The sequence below is a fragment of the Bacillus sp. FSL W8-1127 genome, assembly GCF_038006725.1.
Lineage (GTDB): Bacteria > Bacillota > Bacilli > Bacillales > DSM-4216 > Bacillus_O > Bacillus_O smithii.
Window position 1 is genome coordinate 1,315,241 of record NZ_JBBOVU010000001.1, and the last position, 18,783, is coordinate 1,334,023.

Below are 18,783 nucleotides of genomic sequence, written 5' to 3' on the forward strand. Positions count from 1 at the left end.
GTTATGACAGAACCTTTTCGTTTAATGAATGACCTCTATATTCTTGACTCCTGGATGAAGAACAATTCCGGCCTCGTAGCCGGATTTACGACGAGAAATGGAGGAAAAAGCAGCGAACCGTTTCGCAGCATGAACTTGGCGTTTCATGTCAATGACAACAGCGACGATGTGTGCGAAAACCGCCGTATATTAGCAAAAAAGATCGGGTTTCCTCTTCAGCAATGGGTAAGCGCAGAACAGACTCATGGAAAAAATATTCGCCGCATCTCGCAAAATGATCGTGGAAAAGGCGCACTTCGTTATGAAGATAGCATAAAGGACACTGACGGTTTTTACACAGAGGAAAAAGGCATTTTGCTTACCATGTGTTATGCTGACTGTGTCCCTATCTATTTTCTTGCCCCTAAACAGCAAAGAATCGGCATTGTTCATTCCGGATGGAAAGGAACCGTGCAAAAAATTGCCGGGGAAATGGCGGCAAAATGGCTGAGTGATGGAATCGATCCGACTGAGCTTTTTGCGGCCATTGGACCTTCTATCTGCCAAAATTGTTATCAAGTGGATGATCGTGTCATTCAACAAGTCGATGCCGTTCTATCTCCTAACGACGACATTCCATATGTTGAAACAGAAAAAGGGCGTTATCAATTGGATTTAAAAGCGTTAAACCGCACTATTTTAGAAAATGCGGGATTGCCAAAAGAAAACATCCTTGTCACCTCATTATGTACAAGCTGTCATCACGAGTTTTATTCTCATCGCCGCGATAATGGAAAGACGGGGAGAATGCTTGGTTTTATCGGATGGAATAAGGAGGTTTCGCATCTTGAGAGTAGCCGATAAGCTGGCAAACATACAAAAACAGATTGAAGAAGCATGTGGACGTTCAGGGCGCAGTCCGGAAGAAATTCAAATCGTGGCCGTTACGAAATATGTATCCGTTGAGAGGGCGAAAGAAGCTCTGGATGCAGGGATCATTCATCTTGGCGAGAATCGAGACGATAGTCTTCTTTCCAAGTGGGAAGCATTAAAAGATCAGCCTGTGTGGCATTTTATCGGCACGCTGCAAAGCCGAAAAGTAAAAAACATTATAGATAAAGTTTCCTACATACACTCTTTGGATAGACTGTCGCTCGCTAAAGAGATCGATAAGAGGGCGAATGAACCAATCTCTTGTTTCGTCCAAGTGAATACGTCGGGAGAGGAAACGAAACATGGATTAGCTCCTGAAGCGGTTGAAGATTTTGTTAAGCGATTGGAAGAATTTCCAAAGATTAAGGTGGTCGGTCTCATGACGATGGCCCCGTTTACAACCGATGAGCTCATCATAAGGGACTGTTTCAGACGATTGAAACAATTGCAGTTGGAAATTCAAAATCTCGATTTGCCTTATGCGCCTTGCACGGAACTATCTATGGGCATGAGCAATGATTTTCCCATCGCGATTGAAGAAGGTGCAACTTTTATCAGGATCGGAACAGCTCTTGTAGGTGAATAAAGGAGGGTTGGAAGGATGGGAATCAAGTCAAAAATTAAAACGTTTTTCCTTTTGGACGATGATTATGAAGCGGTTGAGGAGAGCGAAGTACAGGAAGAGCCGAAACAACCGTCAAAAGAAGCTCCAAAACGAAATGTTGTCAGTTTGCAAAGTGTGCAAAAATCATCTAAAGTGATTTTAATAGAACCGCGTGCTTTTGCTGAAGCTCAAGAAATTGCAGATCATTTAAAAAGTCATAAAGCGGTGATTGTCAATTTACAAAGAATCCAGCATGACCAAGCCAAAAGGATTGTGGATTTTTTGAGCGGAACTGTTTATGCTATTGGTGGAGACATCCAGCATTTAGGACCGAAAATTTTTCTTTGCGCTCCTGACAATGTGGAGGTTTCCGGTTCTATTTCTGAAATATTGTCAGAAGAAAATATGGATAATTCAAGGTGGTTATAAGAAGAATGGTATTCGTTTTTAATGCTTTGTCTTGGCTCATTGAAATCTATTCATGGGCGTTAATTATCTACATTTTGATGTCTTGGTTGCCTGGAGCTAGAGAATCTGGTTTCGGACAGTTTCTTGCTAAAATATGTGAACCTTATTTAGAACCGTTCAGACGCATCGTGCCTCCGATCGGGATGATAGATTTTTCCCCTATTGTGGCGTTCATTGTTTTAAACCTAGCTACTCGGGGACTGCATCAACTTGCCTACTGGGTGTTATAGCAGAGTTGAAAATTCCGTTTCGCAACGTTTTTTGTGATCGTTGCGAAAGGAAAATTCTGTAATCATGCTAATCATGACCGACAAACCATTGTGCGGAAGAGAAAGGTTATTTAAATATTTATTTCGATTTCGTTAGTGAAAAGGAGTAAACGATGTCATCGATTTATCAGCACTTTCGACCGGAGGAAAAGGAATTTATTGACGATGTCCTCGAGTCGATTCGACAGGTCGAAGAAAAATATGCACCAAAATTGATGGATTTTTTAGATCCTCGGGAACAGCAAATTTTGTCTTCATTGCTGGGGAAAAACACCGAGGTTAACGTGTCGTTTTTCGGAGGAACGGTACAGGCGGAACGAAAGAGGGCGCTCCTTTATCCGCCTTACTTTTCTGTACAGCAAGAAGACTTTCAAGTAGCGCTTTTTGAAATTCTCTACCCGCAAAAATTTGTTGTTTTAAATCATCGCGACGTATTAGGAAGTTTAATGGGTCTTGGACTTCGACGCGAAAAATTCGGCGATATTCTAGCTAAAGAAGGGCGTTTTCAGTTTTTAGTTGCTGCGGAAATGGCTGATTTTGTGAAATTAAATTTTCGTCAAGTGGGAAAAGCGTCCGTCCAATTGGAAGAAAAAAAACTAGAAGAAGCGATTGAATCAGAAGAAAGCTGGCAACCGGTTCAAACAACCGTCTCATCGTTGCGTTTAGATGTTATGATTTCCGCTTATGCCAAGCTGTCCCGCCAAAAAGTGCAGACGATGATCAAAAGCGGCTTAGTCAAAGTGAATTGGAAAGTGGTGGACAACCCTGCTTTTCTATGCGAAGAAGGGGATGTTCTCTCCGTGCGTGGAAAAGGAAGGTGCAAGCTGCTGTCGATTGATGATAAAACAAAAAAAGAGAAGTGGCGAATTACATTAGGTCTTTTGAAATAATTTGGGGAAAATTGCAAGATATTCATTACAAATGGGAAAAAAACCGTTATAATAAAGTCCATAGATAGGTATGGAGGTGGCTGTATGCCTTTAACGCCCTTGGACATACATAATAAAGAATTCAGTAAAGGATTTAGAGGCTATGATGAAGATGAAGTCAACGAGTTTCTAAATCAAGTGATTAAAGACTACGAACTGATATTGCGGGAAAAAAAAGATCTGGAAGAACAGCTGGAATCTTTGCGTGAACGTCTGAATCATTATTCAGATATTGAAGAAACGCTCAATAAATCGATTTTGATCGCTCAGGAAGCCGCGGAAGACGTAAAGCGGAATGCTCAAAAAGAAGCTAAGCTAATCATTAAGGAAGCGGAGAAAAATGCGGATCGCATTGTCAATGAAGCTTTATCAAAAGCGAGGAAAATCGCTCTTGACATCGAAGAGCTCAAAAAGCAGTCAAAAGTATTTCGCACTCGTTTTAAAATGCTTGTGGAAGCCCAACTGGATTTGTTAAACAACGACGATTGGGATCAGCTGATGGAATTTGAAGTAGATGCAACCGATCTTAAAAGTCTGCAAAATGAACACGAGGAGTAAGATTTATTTTTGATTGTCTCACCGTTCTATCCGGAAGAGAGTGCCGTTGCAAGACTTGACTGACAGACATACGATTTCTATAATGTAAAAGGTATAAGGGAAAAACGATGACGGGGAGAGTACATTCTTTTAGCTTATTGTTCAGCGAGCCGGGACGGTGGAAGCCGGTATAAGCGAAGAGTGGAAGATCACCCTTGAGTTCTGTCTTTGAAAATCCAAAACGGATGTGTAGAAGACAGCGGTTTGTTCACGTTACGAATGAAAGAGAGGGCAGACAGTTTGTTTGCCAATAAGGGTGGTACCGCGGGAATCATCAACCTTCTCGTCCCTTTTTGGGGATGAGAAGGTTTTTTTGTATTTACATTCACGAACGGACAAGGAGGTAAAAAGAATGGACTATAAAGAAACACTGTTAATGCCTAAGACGGATTTTCCAATGCGTGGGAATTTACCAAAAAGAGAGCCTGCCATTCAAAAAAAATGGGAAGAAATGAATATTTACCAAAAAGTGCAAAAACGTACGGAAGGACGCCCCCTTTTTGTTTTGCATGACGGCCCTCCTTATGCGAACGGAGATATTCATATGGGGCATGCGCTGAATAAAATTTTAAAGGATTTTATCGTCCGCTATAAATCAATGAGCGGTTATCACGCCCCTTACGTTCCCGGTTGGGATACGCACGGACTTCCGATTGAACAGGCTTTGACGAATAAAGGCGTCAATCGGAAAGAAATGAGCGTGGCCGAATTCCGTAAACTTTGTGAGCAGTACGCTTACGAACAAATTAACAATCAGCGTGAACAATTTAAAAGACTAGGTGTACGAGGCGATTGGGAGAATCCTTATATTACATTAAAGCCGGAGTATGAAGCCCAACAAATTAAAGTTTTTGGTGAAATGGCCAAAAAAGGATACCTTTATAAAGGCCTAAAACCGGTATATTGGTCTCCTTCCAGCGAATCGGCCTTGGCAGAAGCGGAAATCGAATACAAAGACAAAAGATCCCCGTCCATTTATGTTGCTTTTCCTGTGAAGGATGGAAAAGGGGTACTGGATTCGGATACAAGCATCGTCATTTGGACGACCACTCCTTGGACGATACCTGCCAATCTTGGGATTTCGGTTCATCCTGACATTAATTACGTGGTAGTTCAAGTCAATGGCCACAAATATGTGGTGGCGGAAGCTCTGCTTGAAGATGTATCATCTACGCTTGAATGGAATGAGCCAAGTGTAGTGAAAACATTAAAGGGCACAGAACTGGAGTATGTCGTTGCCAAACATCCTTTATACGGACGCGATTCCTTAGTGATGCTGGGAGAGCACGTGACCACGGATTCAGGTACGGGATGTGTTCATACAGCTCCTGGACACGGGGAAGACGATTTCTTGGTCGGGAAAAAATACAATTTGGATGTCTTATCAGTGGTAGATGATAAAGGCTGCATGACAGAAGATGCTCCAGGTTTTGAAGGACTCTTTTACGATGATGCGAATAAAGCCATTACGAAAAAATTGGAAGAAGCAGGCGCACTGTTAAAACTTGCGTTTATTACCCATTCTTATCCACACGATTGGCGTACGAAAAAACCGGTCATTTTTAGAGCCACTGCTCAATGGTTCGCTTCTATCGACGCCTTCAGAGAACAGCTTCTGGAAGCCGTAAAAGAAACGAATTGGGTGCCTGAATGGGGAGAAACTCGTCTTTACAATATGATTCGTGACCGCGGTGATTGGTGTATTTCCCGTCAGCGGGCTTGGGGAGTGCCGATTCCGGTATTTTATGCGGAAAACGGGGAAGCTATTATTACCGATGAAACCATTCAGCATGTTTCGGAATTGTTCCGTCAATACGGTTCCAATGTATGGTTTGAAAGGGAGGCTAAAGATCTTCTTCCGGAAGGATTTACTCATCCTGGCAGCCCGAACGGTCAATTTACAAAAGAAACGGATATTATGGACGTATGGTTTGATTCCGGATCATCGCATCAAGCCGTTTTACTGGAAAGAGAAGAATTGAACCGTCCTGCCGATCTGTACTTGGAAGGTTCCGACCAATACCGCGGCTGGTTTAACTCTTCATTGACAACCGCTGTCGCTGTAACGGGAAAAGCTCCGTACAAAGCCGTTCTTAGCCACGGATTTGCTTTAGACGGTGAAGGACGAAAAATGAGTAAATCGCTTGGCAACGTGGTTGTACCGGCAAAAGTCATGAATCAATACGGCGCTGATATTTTGAGACTTTGGGTAGCTTCTGTTGATTTTCAAGCCGATGTGCGCGTGTCTGATGCGATCTTAAAGCAAGTTTCGGAAGTGTATCGCAAAATCCGCAATACGTTCCGATTCCTTTTAGGAAACCTTGCCGATTTCGATCCGAAAAAAGACTCGCTTTCTTATGACAACCTGCGTGAAGTCGACCAATATATCCTTGTAAAATTAAATCATTTAATTAAAAGTGTTCACGATCATTATGAACATTATGAATACTCGGCGATTTATCACGAAATTAATAACTTTTGCACATTTGATTTAAGTTCGTTCTATCTCGATTTTGCGAAAGACATTCTGTATATTGAACCGATGAACTTCTATGAACGGAGGGCCATTCAGACCGTTTTGTATGAATGTCTCGTTTCCCTCGTCAAATTAATAGCTCCTATTCTGGCGCATACGGCGGATGAAGTGTGGGAACATATTCCGGGTGTAACGGAAGAAAGTGTGCAGTTAACTGACATGCCGGTTTATAAAGAGATTCCTAACAGTAAAGAATTAGAAGAAAAATGGGATCAATTTATGAAACTGCGCGATGATGTTCTTAAAGCGCTAGAAGAGGCGCGGAACGAAAAAATAATTGGAAAATCGCTGACCGCCCACGTCAAACTTTATGTAAACGATGAAACAAAAGCTCTGCTTGATTCCATTCATGAAAACTTAAAACAATTGTTCATCGTGTCGGGATTTGAAGTAGCTGGTCGGTTGGAAGACGCTCCTGAACACGCCTTAAAGCTGGAACGGGCAGCCGTTGTGGTCGAAAAAGCGGAAGGGGAAACATGTGAACGCTGCTGGACAGTGACGCCGGAAGTTGGATCAGATCCGGAACATCCGACTCTTTGCCCGCGCTGTGCGGATGTGGTGAAAAATCATTATTCCCATTTAGCTTAATTCGAAAGAAGCTTTGGATCATAATTTATCCAAAGCTTCTTTTTCTTTCATCGTAATAATTTTGTTCATAAAGGAACACTAACGATAACAAGAAATTCAGAAGTGAGCGTTTTCGCGTTGATGCAGTTTTCAATAAGACTTCCCGGGAATAAACTTCAATCGGTGTTAACGGAGGGATGAAGATGGCAACGTATGATAAGATCTATCATGAATTGCAGATCGTCTATCAAGAATTAATGAATTCACGATCCCAAAAAGAAGAAGTGTATCGTTACATCGAGCAGGAAAAGAAGGATATTGTAAAAGCTTTAAAAAAATTTGAGTCGGGAGATTTTGGAAAATGCGAAATCAGCGGAGAATGGATTCCCTTTGAATGGATCAAACAAATTCCTACAATGGAAACGATCGATGAATGGGAGAAATGCGTTTTAACATATGGCAGAAAAGGGATATACGGATAAATTCATTCTACAATTGTTGAATCAAAAAGGTTATGCTAAAATGCAAAGGTAACAATTCACTTTAGAGGTGGAGGTAACCAATGTGCGTTTATTGTATTACTTTGGTTTAGCAATTGTGGTGGTGATAATCGATCAATGGTCGAAGTGGTTGATTGTCAAATACATGCAAGTCGGTCAAAGCATAGAGATCGTGCCGAATCTTTTGTACTTAACTTCCCATCGCAATAAAGGAGCAGCATGGGGAATGCTCCAAGGACAGCTATGGCTGTTTTATATCTTAACCGTCATTGTTGTCATTGGCATCATTTATTACATGGTAAAATACGGAAAAGATAAAACGCTTCAATCCATCGGTTTTTCCTTTATTCTCGGGGGAGCGATTGGAAATTTTCTGGACCGTTTTTTCCGGAAAGAAGTCGTCGATTTTATCCATACGTATATTTTCCATTATGATTTTCCAATATTTAATTTCGCCGATTCATCGCTCACCATCGGGGTGGTGCTTTTGATTATTGCTCTGTTATTAGAAGATCGGAGGGAAAGACAGAAAGCGAATGGAACGAATTGAACATATCATCACAGAAGAGGAACAGCATCAACGAATTGATAAAGTTCTTAGTCAATGGAACGAAGATTGGTCACGGAGTCAAGTTCAAGAATGGATTAAAGAAGGACGTGTAACAGTCAATGGAGCGACTGTGAAAGCAAATTATAAATGTGAGGCAGATGACCGTATTGTTGTTAGCGTTCCGGAACCGGAAGTACTGGAAATCACACCGGAAAAAATGGACTTGGACATTTACTATGAAGATCGAGATGTCATCGTTGTCAATAAACCGCGTGGAATGGTGGTTCATCCGGCTCCAGGGCATCTGTCAGGCACTCTTGTCAATGGGTTGATGGCTCACTGCAAAGACTTGTCAGGCATCAACGGCGTTCTAAGGCCTGGAATTGTTCATCGCATTGATAAAGATACTTCCGGATTATTGATGGCGGCTAAAAATGATTATGCTCATGAAAAGCTTTCTCAGCAGCTTTCTAATAAAACGGTTACAAGAAAATACAAAGCCATCGTTCACGGCATGATTCCACATGATGTTGGAACGATTGATGCTCCCATTGGCAGAGACCCAAAAGACAGGCAAAAAATGGCGGTTGTCGATAACGGCAAACATGCGGTCACTCATTTTCGAGTTTTGGAACGTTTTAGTCAATATAGTTTAATTGAATGTGAGTTGGAAACGGGAAGGACTCATCAAATCCGCGTTCATATGAAATACATCGGTCATCCTTTAGCCGGAGATCCGAAGTATGGCCCCAAAAAAACATTAAATATTGAAGGACAAGCTTTACATGCTGAGGTACTTGGCTTCATTCATCCGAGAACGGAAGAATATTTAGAGTTTAAAGCGCCATTACCGGATGATTTTTCTCGAATTCTGACTTTTTTGCGATTGGAAGGTTGACAGTACATTTTGAAAAGAGTATCATAATGGCAGTTGAATATGAACCTTTAATCCAGTCCCGTGAGGCTGAGAAGGAAACGGAAATGATCGTAATCACTTTGACAAGATATGCTTTCGAAATGAATCCTCTCATCCTGACGATGAGAGTTTTTTTTGTGCCGTTTCCAAAAAAAGAGAGAAGGTGAGTCCGATGCAAAAAGCGATGGTGCTTGATCAGCCTGCCATACGCAGGTCCTTGACTCGAATTGCCCATGAAATTATCGAAAAAAATAAAGGTATTCATAATTGCTTGCTTGTCGGCATCCGGACGAGAGGCATTTATCTCGCAAACAGACTAGCAAAAAAAATCGAGGAAATCGAGGGACAGAGTGTTCCGGTCGGAGAGCTGGACATCACTTTATATCGAGATGATCTCACGTATAAATCTAATCGTAAGGAGCCACAGGTAAAAGGGTCGGATATTCCGACAGATGTCACTGATCGTAAAGTGATATTAGTAGACGATGTTCTTTTTACGGGAAGAACAGTGAGAGCAGCGATGGACGCTTTAATGGATATGGGGCGTCCTGCTCAGATTCAACTGGCGGTTCTTGTGGACAGAGGACATAGGGAATTGCCCATTCGAGCGGATTATGTCGGAAAGAACATACCTACCTCCATTCATGAAAAAATTGTAGTAGAGCTGGAGGAGGTAGATCAACACGAGAGAGTAACGATCCATGAACGGATTGAAAACTAAATAAGTTCCCTTTTAAATGCAGTCCAGAGAGGCTGACAAAGGGCAGAATGAATGACGGCGCTGCTGATTTCGGTACCGTGTATGGGAGATCGAACAGCGAGCGCATGATTTTGCTTACCTCTTTGTCGGCGTTTAGCTGCAAAGAGGTTTTTTTATGCTTGTATAAAAAAACAAATATCAAAAAACACAATATTTTTGGATGATTCGAACGAAAAAAGAAAAACTTTTTTATTCAAGCAAAAAAACGAAATTTAAGGGGTGCAGAGCGCATGTTAAAAAATTTAGTATCAATTAAGGATTTGCATAAAGATAAAATTTTGTTAATATTAATGCAAGCCGATTATTTTAGCAAAGGCTATCGCTGGCAACCTGACAATCAAACTTTTATCGCAAACTTATTTTTTGAGCCGAGCACAAGAACAAAAAGCAGCTTTGAGATGGCCGAGAGGAAATTAGGACTTGAAGTGATACCGTTTGAAGCGGGAAGTTCAAGCGTATTAAAGGGAGAAACTCTTTATGATACAGTCCGTACTTTGGAATCACTAGGAGTGGATGCGGTTGTGATTCGCCATGAAGAAGATGAATACTATCGCCACTTAATTGGAAAAGTGAATATCCCCGTTATTAACGCAGGCGATGGATGCGGGCAGCATCCGACTCAAAGTTTGCTGGATTTATTTACGATTCAGCAAGAGTTTGGAAGTTTTGAAGGATTGAAGATTGGAATTGTCGGCGATATTCGTCACAGCCGAGTTGCCCGTTCCGACGCAGAGGCATTAAGAAAACTGGGAGCGAATGTTTTTTATTCAGGTCCGAAAGAATGGTTTGATCAGGATTTCTTGTATTCGGGTGAATTTGCAGCGATCGACGATTTGATTCCTGAGGTGGATGTGCTGATGCTTTTAAGAATTCAGCATGAACGTCATAACGAACATACCTCTTTTTCAACAGAGGAATATCACGAATTGTACGGCCTGACCGTTGAACGCGAGAAAAGAATGAAACCGGGAAGCATCATCATGCATCCCGCTCCCGTTAATCGAGGCGTTGAAATCGATGATCGTTTAGTTGAATGTAGAAGATCAAGAATATTTAAGCAAATGGAAAATGGAGTTTATGTCCGCATGGCTGTTTTAAAAGAAGTGTTGGAAGGGAGAATGGCCAATGAAGCTGCTGATCAAAAATGGCAATATTCTTTGTAAAAACGGTAAAATGAAAATCGTCGATATTCGCGTGGAAGCCGGAAAAATAACCGAAATGGGAGAGCATCTGACCGCTTTCGATGAAACCATTTTGGACGCTGGAGGAAATTTGGTTGCGCCTGGCTTTATCGATGTCCATGTTCATTTACGTGAGCCGGGCGGAGAACAGAAAGAAACAATCGAAACCGGTACGCTCGCCGCGGCACGAGGAGGATTTACGACCGTCTGCGCCATGCCTAACACAAAGCCGGTTCCCGATACGGTGGAACGGATGCAAGAATTGCAGAAGCGAATTAAGGAAAAAGCTTATGTGCGCGTTCTCCCTTATGCCTCGATTACTGTCAATGAAGCGGGGAAGGAATTGACGGATTTTGAAAGTTTGCAAAAAGAAGGAGCATTTGCCTTTACCGATGACGGGGTTGGTGTTCAAAATGCAGGAATGATGCTTTTGGCAATGAAAAAGGCGGCGGCCGTTCAAGCATCGATTGTCGCCCACTGCGAAGAGAATACTTTAATTTTCGGAGGAGTCGTCCACGACGGCACGTTTGCGAAAAAACATCATTTGAAAGGAATCCCTTCCGTATGTGAAGCGGTACATATCGCAAGGGACGTGCTGCTCGCTGAAGCAGCGGGATGCCACTACCATGTTTGCCATATCAGTACGAAAGAATCGGTAAGAGCCGTACGGGATGCCAAAAAAGCGGGTGTTCGTGTGACGGCGGAAGTAACGCCTCATCATTTGCTGTTGACAGAGGAAGACATTCCGGGGCTTGACGCTAATTTTAAAATGAATCCTCCTCTTCGCAGCAAAGAAGATCGTGAAGCTTTAATCGAAGGGCTTTTAGATGGAACCATTGACTGTATAGCAACAGACCACGCTCCGCATACAATGGAGGAAAAACAAGCAGGGATTGAAAAAGCTCCTTTCGGGATCGTCGGTCTGGAAACAGCTTTCCCGCTGCTTTATTCACGATATGTTCAAACAGGCATTTTTACGTTAAAACAGCTAGTCGATTGGATGACGATTAAACCGGCGGAAGTGTTTCATTTGCCATATGGGAAGCTTGAGGAAGGAGCTCCCGCAGATCTTGTGATCATTGACTTGAACTTGGAAAAGAAAATTGAGCCAAAGCATTTTGCTTCTAAAGGACGGAATACTCCGTTTGCAGGGTGGAAATGCAAAGGTTGGCCAGTCGCAACCATCGTAAACGGAAAAATAGTTTGGCAGGAAGGAAGGATTTACGCGTGAAGAAACAGCTTATTTTAGAAGATGGGACCATCATGATCGGTGAAGGGTTTGGAAGCGAAAAAGAAACGATTGGAGAAGTCGTATTTACTACAGGGATGACAGGTTACCAAGAAGTGCTGTCCGACCCTTCTTATTGCGGTCAAATCGTCACATTTACTTATCCGCTCATTGGAAATTATGGCATAAACCGAGATGATTTTGAAACGATCCATCCGGCGGTAAAAGGATTGATCGTAAAAGAAGCCGCGGACTTTCCTTCCAATTGGCGGAGTGAATGGTCGATCGATGAATTCTTGAAACATAGAGACATTCCCGGCATATCAGGGGTGGACACGAGAAAACTAACGCGAATTATCCGCCGATACGGCACATTAAAAGGGGCGATTGTTTCCGAAAACGAATCTCCTGATCGCGTCATTGCTCGTTTAAAAGAAACGAAACTGTCAACCGATCAAGTAAAACAAGTATCGGTTAAAGCTCCATTCCCGAGCCCTGGTCGAGGATTTCGCGTGGTGCTGATGGATTTTGGGATGAAACACGGCATTTTAAGGGAGCTAAACAAACGAAATTGTGATGTTGTCGTTGTTCCATACAATACAACTGCAGAAGACATTCTTCGATATAAGCCGGATGGTGTGATGCTTTCCAATGGCCCGGGAGATCCGAAAAACGTTCCTGAAGCCATTGAAACCGTCGGTAAACTGCTTGGAAAAGTGCCTGTTTTCGGCATCTGCCTGGGACATCAGCTATTTGCATTAGCTTGCGGTGCAGATACGTTCAAATTAAAATTCGGCCATCGAGGATCCAATCATCCTGTAAAAGATTTAGAAACAGGAAAAACCGCCTTAACTTCCCAAAATCACGGATTTGCCGTAAACGAGGCTTCTCTTGAAAATACAAGATTGGAAATCACCCATATTGCTCTGAATGACGGAACGATCGAAGGGTTGAAGCACAAAGATTATCCGGCTTTTACCGTTCAGTACCATCCGGAAGCCTCACCGGGTCCGGAAGATGATAATTCGTTATTTGATCGTTTTATGCGCATGATGGAAAACTATCAACATGTTGGAAAGGAGACTCTCCATGCCTAAACGTACAGATATTGAAAGCATTTTAGTAATTGGATCCGGCCCGATTATTATCGGTCAAGCAGCAGAATTTGACTATGCAGGGACGCAAGCTTGTTTGGCTTTGAAAGAGGAAGGCTATCGGGTCATTCTAGTCAACTCAAATCCGGCGACCATTATGACGGATACTGAAATTGCCGATGTTGTGTATATGGAGCCTTTAACTTTAGAGTTTGTGACCCGAGTGATTCAAAAAGAACGACCTGACGCCATTTTGCCAACGCTTGGCGGTCAAACCGGCTTGAACTTAGCTGTCGAACTGGCGAAAGAAGGCGTGTTAGAACAGTACGGAGTGGAAATTTTAGGGACGAAGCTATCCGCCATTCAAAAAGCAGAAGATCGGGAATTGTTCCGCAATCTGATGAAAGAATTGGGCGAACCGGTTCCGGAAAGCGAGATTGTCCACACTTTGGAAGAAGCCTATTCCTTTGTGGAAAAAATCGGTTATCCGGTCATTGTTCGTCCTGCCTATACACTTGGCGGGACCGGCGGCGGAATTTGCCATAACGAGGAAGAACTCATTGAAATTGTATCAGGAGGACTGAAAAAAAGCCCGGTTCATCAATGCTTGGTAGAAAAAAGTATCGCCGGGTATAAGGAAATCGAATATGAAGTCATGCGTGATTCCAATGACAATGCCATCGTTGTCTGCAACATGGAGAACATCGATCCGGTCGGCATTCATACAGGCGATTCCATCGTTGTAGCGCCAAGCCAAACACTTAGCGACCGCGAATATCAAATGCTTCGCAATACGTCATTAAAAATTATCCGCGCTTTAGAAATCGAAGGCGGATGCAATGTCCAGCTGGCGCTTGATCCGAACAGTTTCCATTACTATATCATCGAAGTGAATCCACGCGTTAGCCGCTCGTCGGCGCTCGCTTCAAAAGCAACGGGATATCCCATTGCCAAATTGGCGGCCAAAATCGCTGTTGGATTAACACTTGATGAAATAAAGAACCCTGTGACCGGGAAAACGTACGCTTGTTTTGAACCGGCCCTTGATTATGTCGTTTCTAAAATTCCGCGTTGGCCATTTGATAAATTCGAATCGGCAAACCGCATTCTCGGAACGCAGATGAAAGCGACTGGAGAAGTAATGGCGATTGGAAGAACGTTTGAAGAATCCATCTTAAAAGCCGTCCGCTCCCTGGAAAACAATGTGTTCCATTTAGAACGGAAAGAGTTGGCGGGACTGGATGAGCAAACATTGGCGACCCGAATTAAAACAGCAGATGATGAACGATTGTTTTGCATTGGCGAAGCTCTTCGCAGGGGGATTTCGATTGAAACCATCCATGAATGGAGCAAAATCGATCTCTTTTTCTTAAAGAAGCTTCAAAACATTGTATCCTATGAATCTGTATTAAAAGCCCACCCGTTTGATGTGGAAAAAACGAAGAAAGCTAAACAAATGGGCTTTGCCGATGCGACTATTGCAAAACTGTGGAACGTGACTGAAAAAGAAGTATATGACTGGAGAAAACAATACGGGATTGTTCCGGTTTATAAAATGGTCGATACGTGTGCTGCCGAATTTGAGTCGGAAACTCCTTATTATTATGGAACGTATGAAGAGGAAAATGAATCGATTGTCACCCGTCGGAAATCGGTGGTCGTAATCGGATCTGGACCCATCCGAATTGGTCAAGGAGTGGAATTTGATTATGCGACGGTCCATTCTGTCTGGGCCATTCAAGAAGCAGGGTATGAAGCGATTATCATTAATAACAATCCGGAAACGGTTTCCACTGATTTCAGCATTTCGGATAAACTTTATTTCGAGCCGCTCACGATTGAAGATGTCATGAATATTATTGATTTGGAAAAACCGGAAGGAGTTATCGTCCAATTCGGAGGACAGACAGCTATTAACTTGGCAGATTCATTAGTGGAGAGGGGAGTCAACATTTTAGGAACATCTCTGGAAGACATTGATCGTGCGGAAGATCGCGACAAGTTTGAAATCGCACTCGATCAATTCAACATTCCGAAACCGCTTGGAAAGACGGCCTTCTCCGCAGAAGAAGCAGTGAAAATCGCAGCTGAAATCGGCTACCCGGTTCTTGTGAGACCATCTTATGTGTTAGGTGGTCGTGCCATGGAAATCGTTTATCATGAAGAGGAATTGCTTCATTACATGAAAAATGCTGTCAAAATCAATCCAGAACATCCGGTGCTGATTGATCGTTATCTAACAGGAAAAGAAATCGAGGTTGATGCCGTTTCGGATGGAAACGATGTGCTCATCCCGGGAATTATGGAGCATATTGAACGTGCCGGCGTCCATTCAGGTGATTCCATTGCTGTCTACCCGCCGCAAACGTTGACGAAAGAACAGAAAGACAAAATCGTCGATTATACGATTAAATTAGCAAAAGGTTTAAACATTATCGGTTTACTGAATATTCAATATGTGGTGACCAAGGAAGATGTATTTGTTCTGGAAGTCAATCCGCGTTCAAGCCGCACAGTGCCGTTTTTAAGCAAAATCACGAATATTCCAATGGCAAACTTGGCGACAAAAGCCATTTTGGGAACGAATTTAAAAGAAATGGGTTATTCTACAGGATTAGCTGAAGAACAAAAGGGTGTATATGTAAAAGTTCCTGTTTTTTCCTTTGCGAAGCTGCGCCAAGTGGATACAACACTTGGACCGGAAATGAAATCAACCGGGGAAGTGATGGGGAAAGACGTCACATTGGAAAAAGCGCTCTATAAAGGGCTGCTTGCTTCCGGAATCAAAATTCAGCAAAAAGGTTCCATCTTATTGACCGTTGCGGACAAGGATAAGGAAGAAACGTTGGAACTAGCCAAACGATTTGCGGCCATTGGCTTTAAACTTCTGGCGACAAGCGGTACAGCCAAATATTTGCAAATGGGAGGCATTTCAGCAGAAACGGTAGGAAAAATAGGCTCGAAACAGCCGGATATATTGGATGTCATTCGTCAAGGACAAGCGCAGTTTATCATTAATACGTTGACAAAAGGAAAGCAGCCGCAGCGCGACGGCTTTAAAATTCGGCGTGAAGCGGTGGAAAACGGCATTCCATGTTTAACGTCGCTAGATACAGCGGAAGCGATATTGAGAGTGCTGGAATCGATGACTTTTTCGATGGAAGCTATGCCGAAAACAAAAATGAAAGGACACATCGAGGCGGTGATGGCGTGATCAAACAAGAGTTTATGACCATTGTTTCTCAACAACAAATTGCCAAGAATATTTATGAATTAACAATGGAAGGCGAATTGGTTCAGGAGATGGACGAACCGGGAAGGTTTGTTCATCTCCGTATCAACGGCGGGACTGCACCCCTTTTGAGGCGGCCCATCAGTGTTGCTGCGGTTCATCAACATTTGGGACAGTTTACCATTATTTATCGAGCGGGCGGGGAAGGGACACGACTTCTTTCCGAAAAGAAAGCGGGGGAAAGAATCGATGTCCTGGGCCCTCTCGGCCACGGCTTTCCGTTGGAAGCGATCGAATCTGGTCAAACCGCCGTTCTCGTCGGCGGAGGAATCGGAGTGCCTCCTCTTTATGATTTGTCGCGACGACTTAAAGAAAAAAATGTTCATGTCATCCATGTTCTTGGTTTTCAAAATCAAGAGAGTGCTTTTTATATGGAAAAATTTTGTGATTTAGGTGAAACCTATATGGCGACGGAGGATGGTTCGCTTGGAATAAAAGGATTTGTCACAGATGCCATCAAGCAGTTTTCTGTAAAAGGAGATGTTTTATATGCTTGCGGTCCGATCCCGATGCTGAAAGCTCTTGAAAAGGAAAATCCGGCCGATCGGGGGTTCGTTTCCCTTGAACAGCGGATGGGTTGCGGAATCGGAGCCTGTTTTGCCTGTGTTTGCCATCCTAGTAATGATCCAAAGGGAACGGAATATCGAAAAATATGCAGCGATGGTCCGGTGTTCCCGATTGGGGAGGTTGTATTGTGAATCCATTGCATGTCCAATTGCCAGGTTTAGAGTTGAAAAATCCAGTGATGCCGGCCTCAGGCTGCTTCGGATTTGGAAGAGAGTTCAGTCAGTTATATGATTTGAATCAGTTGGGAGCGATTATGATCAAAGCGACCACACCGGAACCAAGGTTTGGAAATCCGACTCCGCGAGTAGCAGAAACACCTTCGGGAATGTTGAATGCCATTGGGCTGCAAAATCCGGGATTAAAAAAAGTAATCAGTGACGAGCTTCCATGGCTCTCACAATTTGATGTGCCGATTATCGCCAATATCGCCGGATCGGAAATGGAAGACTATGTAACGGTTGCTGAAGCCATCTCACAAGTGGACAACGTGAAAGCGTTGGAACTGAATATTTCTTGTCCGAATGTTAAAACAGGCGGGATTGCTTTTGGGACGGTACCGGAAATTGCAAAAGAACTGACGAAAAAAGTGAAAGAAGTATCCGAAGTTCCGGTATATGTGAAATTGTCTCCTAATGTCACCAATATTGTGGAAATAGCAAAAGCAGTAGAAGAAGGCGGAGCGGACGGTATTACGATGATTAATACGCTTTTAGGCATGAAGATAGACATCCATACTGGAAGGGCTCTATTGGCAAACGGCACCGGAGGTTTGTCAGGTCCCGCTGTCAAACCGATTGCGGTGCGGATGATCTATGAAGTGAGCCAGCATGTCCATATTCCGATCATTGGAATGGGCGGTATTTCCTCGCTCGATGATATTCTCGAATTTTTTTATGCGGGGGCCAGCGCAGTGGCCATCGGTACAGCGAATTTTGTTGATCCGTTTATTTGCCCGAAACTCATTGATCAGCTGCAAGACTATGTGGCTTCTAAAGGAATTGATCATATCAGCGAATTGACGGGAAGGAGCTGGAAGTCTCATGGAAACAGAACCTATATTGGCTCTTGATTTTTCCGATTGGAATCAAACAAAAGCATTTTTGGCGCCGTTTTCCGGGAAGCCATTGTATGTAAAAGTGGGAATGGAACTTTATTTTCAGAATGGACCAGTCATCATCGAAGCATTAAAAGCAGAGAATCATCGAATTTTTTTGGATTTAAAACTCCATGATATCCCTAATACGGTCAAACAAGCGATGAAAGGCTTGGCGAATCTCGGAGTGGATATGGTCAACGTGCATGCAGCGGGCGGGAGACGGATGATGGAAGCGGCTTTGGAAGGGTTAGAAGCCGGAACGCCGGCAGGGAAATCGCGCCCACTGTTATTGGCCGTCACCCAGCTTACGTCAACAAGTGAACTTGAGATGCAGTCTGAACAGCTTGTTGCTGTCTCGCTGGAGGAATCAGTGGTCCATTATGCAAAGCTGGCAAAAGCGGCTGGTTGCAACGGAGTCGTATGCTCTGTACATGAAGCAGTAAAAATATCGGAAGCATGTGGAGCCGAATTTCTAAAGGTGACACCGGGAATCCGCTTGCAAACAGATCAATCTCATGATCAAAGTCGTGTGGCAGATCCGAAAACCGCCAGACAACTTGGTGCAAGCATGATCGTGGTGGGAAGACCGATTACTAAAGCTCCAGATCCTCTACATGCATATCAACAGGTAAAAAAACTATGGAATGATTATTCAAAGCCTCTTGTTAGAAATTCTGGTCTATAAACCAGCAGATCTGAAAAAAAGCTGTAAAAATG

At 43.1% G+C, this 18,783-nt stretch carries 18 protein-coding genes and 1 other annotated feature; all 18 genes read left to right on the plus strand.

Annotated features, from left to right (window positions below; genetic code table 11):
- The first annotated feature begins 3 nt into the window (after positions 1-3).
- Positions 4-843 (plus strand): peptidoglycan editing factor PgeF, encoded by an 840-nt coding sequence (pgeF, locus tag NST12_RS06260; protein WP_048623110.1) that lies wholly within the window; start codon positions 4-6, stop codon positions 841-843.
- Positions 827-1,498, plus strand: a complete 672-nt coding sequence (locus NST12_RS06265; protein WP_048623111.1) for a YggS family pyridoxal phosphate-dependent enzyme — start codon at positions 827-829, stop codon at positions 1,496-1,498. The genes pgeF and NST12_RS06265 overlap by 17 nt, the downstream gene beginning before the upstream one ends.
- A 15-nt stretch (positions 1,499-1,513) precedes the next feature.
- Positions 1,514-1,945 carry a cell division protein SepF gene (locus tag NST12_RS06270; protein ID WP_048623112.1) on the plus strand — a complete coding sequence of 144 codons (432 nt, stop codon included), beginning with the start codon at positions 1,514-1,516 and terminating at the stop codon, positions 1,943-1,945.
- Between the two features lie 5 nt (positions 1,946-1,950).
- Positions 1,951-2,214 carry a YggT family protein gene (locus NST12_RS06275; protein WP_003354496.1) on the plus strand — a complete coding sequence of 88 codons (264 nt, stop codon included), beginning with the start codon at positions 1,951-1,953 and terminating at the stop codon, positions 2,212-2,214.
- Positions 2,215-2,366: 152 nt separating this feature from the next.
- Positions 2,367-3,143 (plus strand): YlmH family RNA-binding protein, encoded by a 777-nt coding sequence (locus NST12_RS06280; RefSeq protein WP_003354498.1) that lies wholly within the window; start codon positions 2,367-2,369, stop codon positions 3,141-3,143.
- Between the two features lie 84 nt (positions 3,144-3,227).
- The gene (locus NST12_RS06285; protein WP_048623113.1) at positions 3,228-3,740 is read left to right on the plus strand and encodes a DivIVA domain-containing protein; all 513 of its coding nucleotides are present in this window, start codon (positions 3,228-3,230) and stop codon (positions 3,738-3,740) included.
- 98 nt (positions 3,741-3,838) lie between these two features.
- Positions 3,839-4,073 (plus strand) — a binding site (T-box leader).
- A gap of 58 nt (positions 4,074-4,131) precedes the next feature.
- A complete protein-coding gene (gene ileS, locus NST12_RS06290) occupies positions 4,132-6,903 on the plus strand; it encodes an isoleucine--tRNA ligase (RefSeq protein WP_048623114.1) in 2,772 nt (923 codons plus the stop codon).
- 182 nt (positions 6,904-7,085) lie between these two features.
- Positions 7,086-7,364: a hypothetical protein gene (locus NST12_RS06295; RefSeq protein WP_003354502.1), complete on the plus strand. Its 279-nt coding sequence runs from the start codon at positions 7,086-7,088 to the stop codon at positions 7,362-7,364.
- A gap of 91 nt (positions 7,365-7,455) precedes the next feature.
- The gene (lspA, locus tag NST12_RS06300) at positions 7,456-7,932 is read left to right on the plus strand and encodes a signal peptidase II (protein WP_048624422.1); all 477 of its coding nucleotides are present in this window, start codon (positions 7,456-7,458) and stop codon (positions 7,930-7,932) included.
- Positions 7,919-8,830: an RluA family pseudouridine synthase gene (locus NST12_RS06305; protein ID WP_048623115.1), complete on the plus strand. Its 912-nt coding sequence runs from the start codon at positions 7,919-7,921 to the stop codon at positions 8,828-8,830. The genes lspA and NST12_RS06305 overlap by 14 nt, the downstream gene beginning before the upstream one ends.
- 181 nt (positions 8,831-9,011) lie before the next feature.
- On the plus strand, positions 9,012-9,569 hold the full coding sequence (gene pyrR, locus NST12_RS06310) for a bifunctional pyr operon transcriptional regulator/uracil phosphoribosyltransferase PyrR (RefSeq protein WP_255287916.1): 558 nt from the start codon (positions 9,012-9,014) through the stop codon (positions 9,567-9,569).
- A 269-nt stretch (positions 9,570-9,838) separates the two neighbouring features.
- Entirely contained in the window at positions 9,839-10,771 is a 933-nt protein-coding gene (locus NST12_RS06315) for an aspartate carbamoyltransferase catalytic subunit (protein WP_048623116.1), read from the plus strand.
- Positions 10,734-12,020: a dihydroorotase gene (locus tag NST12_RS06320; RefSeq protein ID WP_048623117.1), complete on the plus strand. Its 1,287-nt coding sequence runs from the start codon at positions 10,734-10,736 to the stop codon at positions 12,018-12,020. Before NST12_RS06315 ends, NST12_RS06320 begins: the two co-directional genes overlap by 38 nt.
- Positions 12,017-13,114, plus strand: a complete 1,098-nt coding sequence (locus NST12_RS06325) for a carbamoyl phosphate synthase small subunit (RefSeq protein ID WP_048623118.1) — start codon at positions 12,017-12,019, stop codon at positions 13,112-13,114. Before NST12_RS06320 ends, NST12_RS06325 begins: the two co-directional genes overlap by 4 nt.
- Positions 13,107-16,325: a carbamoyl-phosphate synthase large subunit gene (carB, locus tag NST12_RS06330; RefSeq protein ID WP_048623119.1), complete on the plus strand. Its 3,219-nt coding sequence runs from the start codon at positions 13,107-13,109 to the stop codon at positions 16,323-16,325. Before NST12_RS06325 ends, carB begins: the two co-directional genes overlap by 8 nt.
- Complete coding sequence (locus NST12_RS06335; protein ID WP_048623120.1) at positions 16,322-17,101, plus strand: dihydroorotate dehydrogenase electron transfer subunit; 780 nt, start codon at positions 16,322-16,324, stop codon at positions 17,099-17,101. Before carB ends, NST12_RS06335 begins: the two co-directional genes overlap by 4 nt.
- Positions 17,098-18,039: a dihydroorotate dehydrogenase gene (locus NST12_RS06340; protein WP_048623121.1), complete on the plus strand. Its 942-nt coding sequence runs from the start codon at positions 17,098-17,100 to the stop codon at positions 18,037-18,039. Before NST12_RS06335 ends, NST12_RS06340 begins: the two co-directional genes overlap by 4 nt.
- Positions 18,011-18,751, plus strand: coding sequence for an orotidine-5'-phosphate decarboxylase (pyrF, locus tag NST12_RS06345; protein ID WP_048623122.1), 741 nt, complete (start codon positions 18,011-18,013; stop codon positions 18,749-18,751). Before NST12_RS06340 ends, pyrF begins: the two co-directional genes overlap by 29 nt.
- Positions 18,752-18,783 lie beyond the last annotated feature (32 nt).